The sequence below is a fragment of the Bradyrhizobium australiense genome (assembly GCF_013114825.1).
Lineage (GTDB): Bacteria > Pseudomonadota > Alphaproteobacteria > Rhizobiales > Xanthobacteraceae > Bradyrhizobium > Bradyrhizobium australiense.
Window position 1 is genome coordinate 94,016 of sequence record NZ_JAAVLX010000010.1, and the last position, 12,891, is coordinate 106,906.

Here is a 12,891-nt window from a genome sequence, read left to right on the forward strand (position 1 = left end):
GTCCATTGGTAGGCCATGGAGAAGCTCTACCCGCTGCTGTTCGAGCACCGCCTGCCAACGCCAATCCGGTATCTAATTGCCGCGTCCATCATGCTGGTCTGCTCGGCGCTGCAGGCCGGTCTGCAAGCGCAGGCAGGCTTCACGGGCTTCTTCCTGCTGCTTCCAGGTGTCTTCCTGTCGGGCCTCTTGTTCGATCGTGGTTCGGGTCTTTTGGCTGCCGCCATCGCTGTGGGCGTCACGGTCTACCTGAGCTACGCCGGTCGCTATGGAATGGAGTTCCTGTTGCCGTGCGCCCTGTTCTCGATCACGGCAGTAGGCGTCGCTGTGGTGGCGGAGATCATGCGTGGCGAAACGAAGCGCGTGCTGCAGGCGGAGCAGGCCAAGACGCTGCTGCTGGACGAGATGGCGCATCGCACCAAGAACAATCTGGCCATCCTGGTTGCGATGGTTCGCCTACAGGCGAGAAGTGGCGAACCCGCTTGCGCAGAGGCCATGGAAAGCACGGCCCGACGGGTCCAGGTGATGGCCGAGGTCTACGACCACCTGTCCCCTAAGGACGGCTCGCGGTTGGTCGACATGCGACGGTTCCTCTCCGAGATCGTCGAAAAGGTGTTTCAGTCGCTTTCGGCGGATGGCCCCGTCGCGTTTCAGGTGATTTGCGATGACTGCTATCTATCAAATCAAGAGCCTCTTGCAATCGGCATCATCACGAACGAGTTGGTCACGAACGCACTCAAATATGCGTTTCCCGATGGAAGATCAGGTCAAGTCGTCGTCGAATTGAAGTCGGGCGAGCTAATCGAGCTGTCCGTTCGCGACAACGGAATTGGCGTGACGGCGAGTGGGCAGCCCGAGGGTCTCGGCTCCCGCATCCTTTCGCTGCTCGCGCAGCAGCTGGAGGGCACGTTACTGTTCGAGCGGCTCGATCCCGGCGTGCGCGTTGTGCTGCGGGCCCCCCGAAAACCTGGATTGTTCGACTAATCGAAGGACCTTTGCCGCCGCCCCTCGTACGCCGGTATCGCCATATGCTGACGACGGCCGCTCAAGGCGATGCCTTCGGCCGAAGCTCTCGCCTGGATGGCCCCCAATGTTCGACGGAGTTTGGTCGCGATAATCCGCGAGGCGATCCCATTCCCAGCGTGAGCCTTCAAGGAATCCACTTCCTCTTCAGTCCAAGGCCTACTGATTATTCGCCGGCGCATCCGCGGATCCATGAAAGGCAACGTGGTGGCTCGGCCCCGGTTCCGAAGCCCGCCGGGTCAGAATGACTGGTTCAAAGCGATGCCCGGCCTGGCGTGCTTCACGATCCTGCTGACCGGCCGATCCGCGTTTACGCGGTAGCCGCCGCCCGACCCGCGTCAGTGATCCGGTATTCGACATCGCCGGATGGAAGCGGTTCGGTTTCAACGAGACCCAGCTCCACCAGCCGCGCCACGGTCTCGTGGTCGAACAGCGGTGGGCTGACCCAGGATTCGCCGAGGAGCCTCCTCAGAAAATCGCGTTCCAGATCGGTCAGCTCCATCTCGACCTCCGCTCGTCGATTTCTTATGGCACCCGTTGCGGCCGCGTCATCCAGTCTGACCGGTTGCTGCCGGCGGCGAGAGACAGCGCTGCCAGGAACGGAGCCATCGTCGTCCCGTTGACTCCAGAAGACAACCTACGGGAGGTCAACATGGCCATGGAAGATCGCGAGACGTTCAGCCTGATCGGAAGCGACAAGGTCGAGGGCACGAACGTGTACGGTGCCGACGGGGAAAAGGTCGGCTACATCGAGCGCGTCATGATCGACAAGATCAGCGGCAAGGTGTCGTACGCGGTGCTCAGCTTCGGTGGTCTGCTCGGCATCGGCGACGATCACTATCCGCTGCCTTGGCAGGCGCTGAAATACGACACCAACCTCGGCGGCTACGTCACCGGCATCACCCAGGACCAGCTTCGCGGCGCCCCCAAATACGCCGACGAGAGCAGTTGGAATTGGAGCGACCCCGCGACCGCGCGCTCCGTGAACGCCTACTATGGTCTGCCGGTGGCTTGAGCCGGCACGACCCGTCTGAGGCTTGGCCTAAATACGACACACGGCCGAAGGGAAGGAGAGTTGGAAGTGAGCAAGGCCGTTCGTGTTCTGGTCGTGGAAGATGAAGCTCTGATCTGCAGCTTCATCGAGGACGCCTTGTCGGCCGGCGGTTTCGAGGCCTGTTCGGTGAGCTCGGGGGAAGCGGCCCTGTCCACTTTTCGCGATGGCCGCGAGCGGTGTCGCGCGCTGTTGACGGACGTCAATCTCGGTGACGGCATCAGCGGATGGGAGCTGGCGCGCCAGATCAGGGAAATTACGCCCGGGTTTCCGGTGGTCTACATGACGGGCGCCAGCGCGGGGGACTGGAAATCGCAGGGCGTCGTTGACAGCATCCTGATCGAGAAGCCTTTTGCGCCGGCGCAATTGGCGACTGCCGTGTCGCAGCTACTCGATACCGGGGCCTCGCCGGGCTGAACCGGGATCGGGGTGACCTCACAGGGTAGGCACAGCCCTGGCGGCCCGCCAATCGCACCCCGACGGGGAAAGACACCGGCTGGCGGTGAGGCCTCTCCACGGCCTTCTCTGGGCTTCATGCGAAGGGGTGCCGCCCTCGAAAAAGACCCCACTCCGTTTTGGGGCCCCATGTCGGCGCGGCGCGCCCTAGAAGACCATTTACGACCGAGGGCGGCGAGGGCTTCGCCCTGGATTAACCAAGGCGGCGGCGGCGGTGCAGGCGGCCCGGCGGTCCGGCTTGATGTGCTACGATGCGGAACGTCCGAGCAGAGGGGGGTGGTTATGAGAAATAAAACTCTGGCTATGCTGATCTTGGCAATCTGCTCGCACCCGGTGGACGCTGAGGCGTTCACAATCAAACAGAACAGTTGCTACCAGGTCAGCGGGTTTTGCGCCGTAACCTGCGATTCTGGAATGGTGGTCACTGGCGGCGGATGCTTTACCAACTCAGAGAAGGTTGGCTTCTCGGCAAACTTTCCTTCCGGCACTAATCAATGGGCCTGCAGGCCCGCCGCCAAGGTCAGATGGGTTGAGGCCTACGCGATCTGCCAATGAACGGACACTGACCGAGCAGCTGCGTCCACGGCGAGCGTGGGTAGCGAGCGCTCCGCGCTGATCTAGCCGGTCACCCGACACGGTGCTGAATGTTGCACCACGGCTACAACGGGAGCGATTGGGCACCGTATGATCACGAGGCTGAGCCGCGTAGCACGACTATTGCATTGCATTGTCCAGTCGCCCGCGTGTCCAATCAGTGGCATGTGCTGATGGTGATTCGTAAAAGCACTAGTGGTCGACCCCACCGTTGCACCGGCAGGGCCGACCTAATCGAAAACGCCCCTGGCAAAAGGAACATTCTCAATGAAAAGATGCGCTGCTAAACCCCCACAGTCAACGTCGGTCTTGGAGCCTGCAAGGTCTAGGCCAGAACCGGCGGAGCATCATAGCTTCATGACTGAAATTCTGATTCGCTGGAATAGCTGGCTTGGCCGGCTCAGGGTTAAAATCACTCACACGCGGCTGTAGCGGCACTCCGCGCCGGCCACGCGGCAAGGAGTCGAAACGCGGCCGGCAGCGGAAGGGCAGCTCTTGGAGGCCGAAGCTGCCTCGGGAAGCAATGACCCGAGGTGGGCATCGTTCCTAGAGTTGATCGCGTGGGTAGCGAGCGCTCCGCGCTATCCCTAATCATGGGCGGCGCGGAGGCGCTGAAGCGAGTCGACCTTGCGTCCTGCCGCAACGCCCACCTCCTGCGAGACGGGCACTGCGCTTTAACGATCAGTCTTTCTTGGGTGGAACCGGAGCCGCAGTCAGGTGCCGGATCTTCCATTGGCCGTCTACTTTGACATAGGTGGCGGTCCAAGTACCCGATGCATCAACCGCGTCGCCCTTGTCGCTCTTGCCGGTGATGTGGAATTTGCCCATGGCGGCCGGGGTATCATTGTCAACCTGCCAGACCTCATCGACCGTGGCTTCTAGCTTGTTGAAGCCTGCCTTGAAAGTATTTGCATATGCGGTCGCGACATCATGCTTTCCGGCCGGGTTGATGAAAATGCCGTCCTTGGTGTAGAGCGCGGCCACGCACGCCGGGTCTTGCTTGGTGTAGCAACCCTCATAGGCGGAAGCGATCTTGTTGGCTTCCTGCTTGAAGTCTTGGGCAAACGCCGGAGCCGTAGACATAAGGGGGATGCACAGCGAGAACAAAACTGAACGTTTCATTTCCATTCCCTCCCTCGTGGTGCGGAATTGCACCGTGACGCCCACCGCGATGGGCGCTGCGTTGCAATCCTGTTATGATAACATCTCACCACAGCAGCGACCCGAAGTCGTTCATTGCCTTTTAAACGCGGCAGCAGCATGGAAGGAGGCAGGGTTCCTAAGCGTGTGCCCCCGTCACGGCCCGCTATTACAGCCGCCGGTCCTTCGACCGCACCCCTCGATGCCGCCTTGGCAGGCGAGCGCTCCGCGCTGTACGATCAAATCGGGCGCGGTGAGGAAAGCCAAATGAGTCATCCTGCTGCTTACATGGCTTCAGCCATTTGCTTGTTCTCAGCCATTCTGATTGTACCAGCCGACGCTGCAAAACAGAGCAAGGTCTTAGCGGCCTGCAAGAGAACGCCTGGCTGTTGGACCGAAACCTGCAGCGACAAAAGTTGCGTGTATGGATGTTCCCCGCACGCTTGTTTTTACTGTAAGAAGAAGGTCTGCAGACAGACCGGCCAGCGCTGGTATGAGCCAGATCCAGTTGAGGACGCGCTTGACCGCGAACGGCTGCTGGGTGGCAGCTAGATTAGCTTGACTGGCGAGCGCTCCGCGCTGACGCCCTCAACTCCTCGGCCGCCGCCTTCGCGCCGGCCTTGCGTTTCTTCTTCCGGCTGTCGACGACCCTCGAGCGTTCGGATCGCCGGGCGCCGTTCCTTCCGCATCAGCATCGAAATCACTCCTCACGACGCTGGTACGAATCCTTTCAGCGCGTCTCTGGTTCCAGCTCCTATCACAGGAGGGATTCGCGATTGTGGGAGTCTCGCGCTTGATCGTCCGGCAACTCTTTGACCTGTTCTTTGGCTGCTTTGTCGTCGGGGCAGTCAAGGCTGACAGCGCCCACAAGTCGGCTGTGCTGGTTAAATAGGTAGGCACGGTAACGGTTCATGGCTCCATGACCCGGTGGGTTGGCAACTCTTTACACGGGCTGGAGGCATTTTTTGAGGCTGCTCTTTGTTTTCTTCTGGGCTACCTCAGATGATCCGCATGCTCTCGGCATCACGGGGTTCGTGCATGACGTCATTCCAAACGCATATTGGGGCGAGTTCCTAATCTAAGGGCGGTGCAGGAACGATTCGAGCTATGCCAGTTTGAATTAGCATTGTTGTCGCGTGGAGTTCATAATGCGTACGTCTCATTGGACGCCGTCAATCGTGCCGAACGACTTCGATCAGACGGTCTACTTGGTGGCTGATGACTTCGGCAAATTGGGGCGCGCCTGGCGCGAAGCTGATTATGAGGCAACCGATCTCGAAACGGTGATCCGAGGCCTTCTGGCGGACCAATATAGCAACCCTATTCGCGTCATCGCCTTCAACACCGCAGAACGCTGGTCGGAAGACGTTTCCGAGGAAGTGGCGCGCGAGCTGCGCCGGCGGTGCGATTTGCAGCTGTGCGAGATGCCATCCTCGCTCTCTGATTTTGTGGAGCGCCATGAAGGACAGGATCGACGTCAGTTGACACTGCGGTTAGCTCCTTGAATCAGGGGCGCCGCCGCAAAGCACTCTGCTCCGGGCGCCAGTCGATAGACATCGCCATCGAAGTGCAACAGGCCGGCACGCACCATCCGCATCGCAAGATCCTTGATGCAAACCGCGGACTTAGACCCTCCACCAGGTGGTACAGATTGTTCTGGCGTTCGATCAGCCGCCCGTAGAGATTGGCCAGACACAAGGCTCTTAGCATTCTTGGTCATGGCTTTTCCACATTGCCGGAGACCGTCCGAAACATCGCAGGTTCCTGACTCGCAGTTGCTGCCATTTTGCCCTGTCATGCGTACAAGTGTTCGAACCCTGTATCCCAACCCGCGGAACCAAGGTCCCCGCGGGCACCGAGTGTATCCACGAAATCAAACATGACGGCTACAGGCTGATCGTTCAGCGGGAAGCAAGCGCGTGCGGCTGTTCACCCGTATCGGCAGCGACTGGAGCGACCGTTTCCCGCTGATCACAGAGGCCGCGCTGCGCAACCGCATCAGCTCGTTTGTCATTGACGGCGAGGCCGTCCTGCTCGGTGTCGACGCGCGATCCGACTTCAACGGGCTGCACGGCCGCAAGCACAACGATGAGGTGCAGTTTTATGCCTTGGACGTGCTCGCCCTCGATGGCGAGGACCTACGCCCGCTGCCGCTGCATGTTCGCAAGGCCAACCTGGCGCGCCTGCTCGCGCCGCGTTTCGACGGCATTTTCCTTTCCGACTTCGAACAGGGCGAGATCGGGCCGGATCTCTTCCGTTACGCCTGCCTGCTGGGATTCGAGGGCTTAGTTTCGAAGCACCGCGAGCGGCCCTACCGCGGCGGCCGTTCGCCGCACTGGATGAAGGTCAAGAACCGCAAACATCATTCCATCTAGCGCGTGAAGGAGGCGTTTTCCTGATGGATGCTTTTGATCGATGGTGGCAATGGGCCGAAAAGCCGCCGCCGACCATCCGGCGGAGATCCACGAGCGGGTCATGCAACTGTCGCCTGAGGACTGGCGCGATCGCTCCAAGGCAACGAGGCCGTCGCTCGCTGGCGGGAGCACCAATAGATATCGCCGCCATTCCGGGTGGGTAGCGGCGGCGCGCGAACCGACGATCACGACCTCCTCGGTGAGCGGGAGACGGCTCTACTCACCCCGTGGGCCGTCTCCATTCGGCGCCCCTTCCGCCGTTCACAAGTTGTTGTGCGATAATTAAGAACTTTCCACAGTCGCATTCATTTCAATCGCAGGGCGAAGCACGTGGTGCGGATATTCCGCGCTCAATCAAAGAAGGGTGGACATGCGATCGTCTCGAAATTTCCTGAGCGTTGCATTAGCGATCGGTTGCGCAATCACCCTTCAGAGTGCCGCGTATTCGCAAGAGTATCGTGGGACGTGGGAACAACAACAGGCCTGCATGCCCGACGTTTGGCGGCTATGCGGCGCGCAAATCCCCGATGCGAACAGGATCGTGGCTTGCTTACGGCGAAACACTCCGAACCTCAGCGATCGGTGCCGCGCGGTTTTTGCACAAAACGATGCGCCCTCACGTGGCGAGGATCGCGACTACGGGCAAAGACGTTACAATCGAGATCGAGATTATGGACCGCGGCGCCACGATCGAGATTATGGACCAAGGCCTTATGACAGGGACTACGGGCCGAGGCCTAACTACGGTCCAAGGCCTTACGATTATGACGACGAATAAAGTGGAAGATAGACTTCCGCGGCGCGACAGCACGTTTCGGCACAATGCGTGAGATTCGAAATAAATGAGGCCGCCGAACTGAGGCGGCCTATACTGCATTAGCGATAGCCTTTGCACTTCGTCTCTTCTTTGTACTCGCCATTGCGCTCCCGTTTGCGCTCGATCTTGCACGGCCCTCTGTAAAATTCCTGCTTGTACTCGCGTGCTTCGTTGTAGCTGCGGCCGTAGTAATCACCGCGATCGTAACCCCAGCGGCCCCCCAAAGTCGGGTTGGGATCAGCCAAAGCCGGGCTGGAAAAGACCATCACGCCGACCATCACCAAAGCCCGTTTCATTTGTCACCTCCTTGCAGGTTCCAGGAGCAACGACCTCAGAACAGATTTGTTCTTTCGCAGGATGAGTACACGCTCTGGCTAGCGGCGCGAAAATGGGGGCAGTAACCGGTACCGGTACCTGCTCGATTTTGATCCCGGGAAAACGGGGTGGGTCGAGACCCCTACCTTCTTACCGATCAGCGGAGCCTTGGCGCTCCTCGCCACCCCATACAGCACGTTCACTTCCATCGCCGTGTGAGCATGCGCCAATGATTTCAAATCTGCAGGTGCCTTCGCCATTTAGCTGCTTCCATGTCCTGCTGTCTTGGTCGCGATGTCTGTGTCCTTTTCAGTCGCTGACTTTTTCTCAGGAACGATCCGCCTTGAATGTGTTTGGCGTCCGTGCCGACGGCAGACCGGCACAAAAGCTCATTGTTCGACTTCTCCAATTGAACTTTAATTCACGGCCCCCGCGTCCCCCGGCGGCCGTGTTGTTCGAGGAGAGCCCTTTAATTAGGAACGACTTTCCCGACCGGGTTGCGCGTCCGTGCCGCTGGTACGTTGCGGCATTGCCAAATGCTCGATCTCTCGTAATTGACGGCCCCTGGCGCTCCCAGGGGCCGTTCCTTTTCAACTCTACCGGTCCATTACAACGGTCCGTTCGCGGTCTTCGCGATTTTTTTCGATGGTCGCAATCGTCTCAGGCGTCTCGAATTCATCCTCCTTGATCAACGCCGTATTCCGTTCGCAGTCGGGATGAACAGCGGCCCGGCTTGAACTCGTCGTGATGTTTCGTTCCAGTGAGGCGAGACTGGTTGCGGGCTCCGTTTCTTCCGACCTAACCGGGAGAACTGCTAGCGCGCTTACCGCCAGGAGCGCGATTAAAACGTATCGCATGGATTCGCTCCAGCTTCGTGGCTTGACGAGTCAACAGCACGCAGCGGAGCTGGTTCCAGAACCGGCTCGCACATAAGCGAGTGGCTTGAATCGTCGGGATTAAGAGCGCCGGAGTAGTTAATCCAAACGTGGGGGCCCGCATGAGGCCTCACCTAGCCTATGGCGCGGATCGACTGGACACACGTCTTGTCCATTGCTGCCACGCTCGCCATAACGGCTGGCGCGCTCTGCATCCTACTGTTCGCGATGTAGGCGGTTTTGCTCTGCGCCAGTTCCAGAATTAACCTCGGCGGCGAACATCAAGCTTAACGCGCGAGTTTTGTTGCGGCCCGTCTAAACAGATCTAGCGTGGCTGCAGGTCGCGCAGATTGGCAAGTCCCAAAGTTCGGCCTGCGTACTGCGCGATTAGGGGCCGCTTCGCCCTCGAGGCGGCCCCGCCCCCATTTTGAAAAAGTCTTTTCCTTGCCCTGGTCCACCTCGTTTGAGGATCCAATTTCGCTTCCGAATGGCCGCCGGCTCCTCACCTTGAGGGATGCCGCCAGCTACATCACGAAGCTGCCGGAAGCCGAATTCCGCGCCGGAATGGCAGGCCGCGATGGAAGCGCTGATCCTCGTTGCAGAGCACGGCGGCCCGACGATGTTGGCCCGGATCGGCGTTATGCGGGCGTTGAACCGTCACATCGAACGGGTCTTCAATCCCGATCGCAAAAGTCAGCATTGGGGCAAGCGCAAGCTGAAGAGAGACAATGACCGTCCTTGTCTACGTCAACACAGGTAAGCAGGTCGGCGATGCCGAGCACATCAAGGTATTTGCCAATCAGGACGCCGCGGAAACCTGGTTCGCGGAGAACGATCCGGAAGGTGTGGCGTTCGAGTACGAAGTGCTCGAATATGAAAGAGGCCGCCAACTGGGGCGGCCTGGACTGCTTGTGATCCAGGCCCCGCCTACTCGGAGCCGCCGTCGCTCGCTTGCCCCAAAGCGTAGCGCCGGCGAGCGATCGAAACTCTCGCTCCTTTCGCTCGAAGTTGCGCATCTCTTTCTGCGCCGCATTCACCCTCTGGCTCGATTTCTCTTGTTCTTCAGCCTTGTGGGGTTGGCGTGGTAGCCGGGAAACCAGGGGGGGCTCCTCCAACCGAAACAGGCCCTACAGGTTTAGGCTGCCGAGCCATCTTTTTGCGCACTACTCGGGATAGCCGGTTATGAGTGCGCCCTGTTGGAATGGAGGAAGTTACTTCCGGGGCAATTGCATTTTGCAGCGAGTCTACCTTCGCTATGAGCGTGGAAACCTGAGCAGACATTTTCTTCATGTCTTGACGTTCATCCGTCATCTGAGCAGATATTTTCTTCATATCGACTTGCTCATCCACGACGCTCTGTCTTAGAGAAGCAAGCGCAATTGAATCCTGCCGAAGAAGAGCTGTGTTTTGCTGCAATAAGAAGGTATTCTCTTGCAGTGAGGCAGCGTGTTGCTGCTGGGCCGACTGAACATCCTTCAATGCGGCGACAACCGCATCCGGTATTGGATCGGAAACTTTCTGGCGCGGAATCAGTTCGGCCAAACTGCTGATATTCGGCAGAGCAACATCGCTGATATTCGGTAGAGCAAAATCGGAAGGCGACAGTGTATAGACGGCCGCAGTAGAGTTTATTCCAAGAGCGATCACCGACAGGGCCAAGATCGATTTCCGGCTCGATTTCCTGCTCGGTGCCGTGCATTCGGGTTGTGCGGTTTGGCTCTGCTTTTCCGATGTCTCGGTCACGTGCATTAACCTCAAAATGAGTGAACAAAAAAGAGCCGTCGCTGGATCGTCCCTCGCGACGGCTCCTTTACGCGACACCCAACTAGAACTGCCTGAGATTCTAGGCTGATGAGATTAATTCCGCGTTAGCGCCTCAGTCGTCTGGCATGAGCCGCAAGCCGCCTGCGCACGCGCGCGATCTCTCATGACCAAACAACTCTCGGAAGGAAAGATGCGGGCGACGAGATTTTGCTGGCGCGATATGGTCGCGGGTCAAATCCGGAAATAACCCCCTGGGATACTCCCTACCGCCAGCATCGCGGCTGTGCAGGAGGTCAGGCAGGCCTATGTCAACTTGCTGGGTCCAACCGCGGTGCAGTCGCAGCAGGCCTTGGTGGAAAACCCGAGACAGCACAGGCGCCATGCGCTCGGCGATAAAGCCCACTGGAAATAGTGGCAGGTCACTCCGTGACATTTGGGTTGACGCGTTTTCGTGGCGTGACGCACCGAAGCTGATGTCCGCTTTGCTCCTAAAGCGACGCGGCTGCTGCGCAGCAGCGAAATGACGCGATGGGCAAATAGGCGACATTGAAGGCTTGGCTTGGAGAGGCCCTCGATCTCAACGCCCGGTGGTCTGGTCCCACATGTCCAGCTCCGCCTCAATTTACCGGAGCCGCCTAGTTACTAGTTCACGCAGAACCCGCAGCTTAAGCAATCGAGCGTGCATTAAGCCACCCCCATCCTATCTGAACGCAAGGCAGGACCTTTTGAAGATTTGAAGATAGCAATCGGAACGAGGAAACGTTGGCGGAAGTTCGCGCGTTACCGGACCGGATCAACGCCATGGAGGAGACGTATGCGAACCGCAACTCTCGCGATGATTGTTGTTGCCGGAAGCGCGATTGCCTTCCCAGCAACGGCGCAACCGCAACAGGCCGCACCTAGTCAGCTAACCAAGGAGCAGATACAGCAGCGTGATGAAGAAAAAGGGCTCAAGACTAGCGAGCCCAACGAGCAGATGCAGCGTGATGCAGACAAAGGGATCAAGACCCGCCAGTCCGGTGAGTCAGGTTATGTCGGCATGGAGGAAAAGCCGGGCGCGTCCGCCAATCCTCCGGGCCGACCGGGTGAGCAGACCACGGGTTCGGGTAGCCAGACTGGCGCGCCGAAAGCTCTCGACAAGAGCGGCGCCGCGAAAGATTAGGACAAGAGCCGCTAGAGATCGCTGACGTCGGCGGAGAGCTGCATCAAGGTCAGCCTTACCGCGCGGCGCTCAAAGTGGCCGCCGCGACATTTCGCGTTTCGGCTCTCGCTTGACCAACAAACTAGCCGCCGACCAAATGTCTGTTTGGGTCATTCTCGACTGAGCCAGCCGGTCCGGCCTGCCAGTTGATATCTGCTTTGACCTGAGACCGACCTGATTATTGCGCACAAATGAAATGGCGCGATCGGCCAATCCGGACTCAGCGGCGGGGCAAATTGGCCCGAACTTATTCGATCATGTCGTTGCTGGATTTCACGCCGGGATCAAGGTGTGGCGGGTCTTCGGATTTCAACCTTCTCGCCGACGTCGATGACCATCAGATCTTCACCGAGCTCCAAGGGACCGGAATAAGTCTTCCGCGTTGGTAGAATCAGATCCTGCTCGGTCGCGTTTGGCAACACGATGTGTGAACACACCGCCAGCTTCGGCTTGGTCCGCGTAAACACATCTCCAGCCTGCTCTGGCGTGACATGGTGGGCGACAACACTTGTCGTCCGCGCCGGCGGGACTCCAAGCCGCTGGAAGGTCTCAGGCGAGGCGACCTCGTGAATCAAGAGATCAACGTTCTGGACGTGTCGGACAAGATTTTCAGAGGTGCGGGTATCTCCGGAGAGCACGACAGAGCGACCGGAATAGTCGATGCGATAGCCAAACGCGGGCTTCACCGGCGTGTGGTCCACCTCGAACGCGGTGATCTTCACGCCGCTGTTCTCATATACGAACCCCTCGGTGATGTCCTCGGCGAGGACGACCACGCCGTCTGGTGCCGCTCGGTCATCGTAAAGGCGAATCCTGATGTCATACTCAAATGCCTGCTCGAGGAGCGACATCATGCGCTTTGTCCCTCTCGGTCCCCAGACCTGCAGTGGCCGATCCCGGCCCGGTGTAAGCCAACCGGTTAGCCACAGATCCGGGAAGCCGACGACGTGGTCTGAATGCAGGTGGGTGAGAAAGACACCGTTTACATCCTGCCACGGCATCTTGATCTGGTTGAGCCGAAGGGCACCGCGGCCTGCATCGAAAACGAACTTCTGTCCACCCGCTTCGACGAGGATGCTCGGTCCGAACCGGTTCATAACGGCCGGAGGGCATCCTGTGCCTAAGAGTGTTACCTTAATTTCTTGTCCCTCGGCCGTCGCCGCTGGGACAACGACGAGGGCAAATAGCGCGATACCTAGCATTCTCTGAAGACACTTCGAGGCCATACGCCCTCCCAGTCGAAA

General features: G+C 59.0%; 13 protein-coding genes. 8 read left to right on the plus strand and 5 right to left on the minus strand.

The features are described 5' to 3' along the window. Nucleotides 1-15: 15 nt before the first annotated feature. Nucleotides 16-981, plus strand: a complete 966-nt coding sequence (locus tag HCN58_RS27890) for a sensor histidine kinase (protein ID WP_235983939.1) — start codon at nt 16-18, stop codon at nt 979-981. Nucleotides 982-1,330: 349 nt separating this feature from the next. Here HCN58_RS27890 and HCN58_RS27895 read toward each other — a convergent pair whose 3' ends face one another. Continuing rightward, nucleotides 1,331-1,522 carry a hypothetical protein gene (locus tag HCN58_RS27895; RefSeq protein WP_171582567.1) on the minus strand — a complete coding sequence of 64 codons (192 nt, stop codon included), beginning with the start codon at nt 1,520-1,522 and terminating at the stop codon, nt 1,331-1,333. A 150-nt stretch (nt 1,523-1,672) separates the two neighbouring features. Here HCN58_RS27895 and HCN58_RS27900 point away from each other — a divergent pair, with 150 nt between their 5' ends. Both HCN58_RS27900 and HCN58_RS27905 read left to right on the plus strand, forming a co-directional pair. Further along, the gene (locus HCN58_RS27900) at nt 1,673-2,035 is read left to right on the plus strand and encodes a PRC-barrel domain-containing protein (protein WP_171582568.1); all 363 of its coding nucleotides are present in this window, start codon (nt 1,673-1,675) and stop codon (nt 2,033-2,035) included. 66 nt (nt 2,036-2,101) lie between these two features. Then, complete coding sequence (locus HCN58_RS27905; RefSeq protein ID WP_171582569.1) at nt 2,102-2,488, plus strand: response regulator; 387 nt, start codon at nt 2,102-2,104, stop codon at nt 2,486-2,488. A gap of 1,314 nt (nt 2,489-3,802) precedes the next feature. Here HCN58_RS27905 and HCN58_RS27910 read toward each other — a convergent pair. After that, complete coding sequence (locus HCN58_RS27910) at nt 3,803-4,243, minus strand: YybH family protein (protein WP_171582570.1); 441 nt, start codon at nt 4,241-4,243, stop codon at nt 3,803-3,805. Between the two features lie 1,166 nt (nt 4,244-5,409). On the opposite strand from HCN58_RS27910, the gene HCN58_RS27915 reads away from it, so the two are divergent. Together HCN58_RS27915 and HCN58_RS27920 are read left to right on the plus strand one after the other, a co-directional pair. Beyond that, nucleotides 5,410-5,766 (plus strand): hypothetical protein, encoded by a 357-nt coding sequence (locus HCN58_RS27915; RefSeq protein ID WP_171582571.1) that lies wholly within the window; start codon nt 5,410-5,412, stop codon nt 5,764-5,766. A gap of 414 nt (nt 5,767-6,180) precedes the next feature. Further along, nucleotides 6,181-6,636, plus strand: a complete 456-nt coding sequence (locus HCN58_RS27920) for an ATP-dependent DNA ligase (protein WP_311966883.1) — start codon at nt 6,181-6,183, stop codon at nt 6,634-6,636. 915 nt (nt 6,637-7,551) lie between these two features. On the opposite strand, the gene HCN58_RS27925 is transcribed toward HCN58_RS27920, so the two are convergent. Continuing rightward, on the minus strand, nt 7,552-7,788 hold the full coding sequence (locus tag HCN58_RS27925; RefSeq protein WP_161853801.1) for a hypothetical protein: 237 nt from the start codon (nt 7,786-7,788) through the stop codon (nt 7,552-7,554). Between the two features lie 1,471 nt (nt 7,789-9,259). Between HCN58_RS27925 and HCN58_RS37210 the strand changes: the two genes are divergently transcribed. Together HCN58_RS37210 and HCN58_RS27935 are read left to right on the plus strand one after the other, a co-directional pair. Continuing rightward, on the plus strand, nt 9,260-9,442 hold the full coding sequence (locus tag HCN58_RS37210; protein ID WP_311966884.1) for a hypothetical protein: 183 nt from the start codon (nt 9,260-9,262) through the stop codon (nt 9,440-9,442). Continuing rightward, nucleotides 9,411-9,770 carry a hypothetical protein gene (locus HCN58_RS27935; RefSeq protein ID WP_171582505.1) on the plus strand — a complete coding sequence of 120 codons (360 nt, stop codon included), beginning with the start codon at nt 9,411-9,413 and terminating at the stop codon, nt 9,768-9,770. Before HCN58_RS37210 ends, HCN58_RS27935 begins: the two co-directional genes overlap by 32 nt. On the opposite strand, the gene HCN58_RS27940 is transcribed toward HCN58_RS27935, so the two are convergent. Beyond that, complete coding sequence (locus tag HCN58_RS27940) at nt 9,745-10,431, minus strand: hypothetical protein (protein WP_235983941.1); 687 nt, start codon at nt 10,429-10,431, stop codon at nt 9,745-9,747. The two genes, HCN58_RS27935 and HCN58_RS27940, sit on opposite strands and share 26 nt — an antisense overlap. 829 nt (nt 10,432-11,260) lie before the next feature. Between HCN58_RS27940 and HCN58_RS27945 the strand changes: the two genes are divergently transcribed. Then, nucleotides 11,261-11,608, plus strand: a complete 348-nt coding sequence (locus HCN58_RS27945; protein ID WP_171582572.1) for a hypothetical protein — start codon at nt 11,261-11,263, stop codon at nt 11,606-11,608. 323 nt (nt 11,609-11,931) lie between these two features. Here the strand turns inward: HCN58_RS27945 and HCN58_RS27950 are convergent, their stop codons facing one another. Then, nucleotides 11,932-12,873, minus strand: coding sequence for an MBL fold metallo-hydrolase (locus HCN58_RS27950; protein ID WP_171582573.1), 942 nt, complete (start codon nt 12,871-12,873; stop codon nt 11,932-11,934). Nucleotides 12,874-12,891 lie beyond the last annotated feature (18 nt).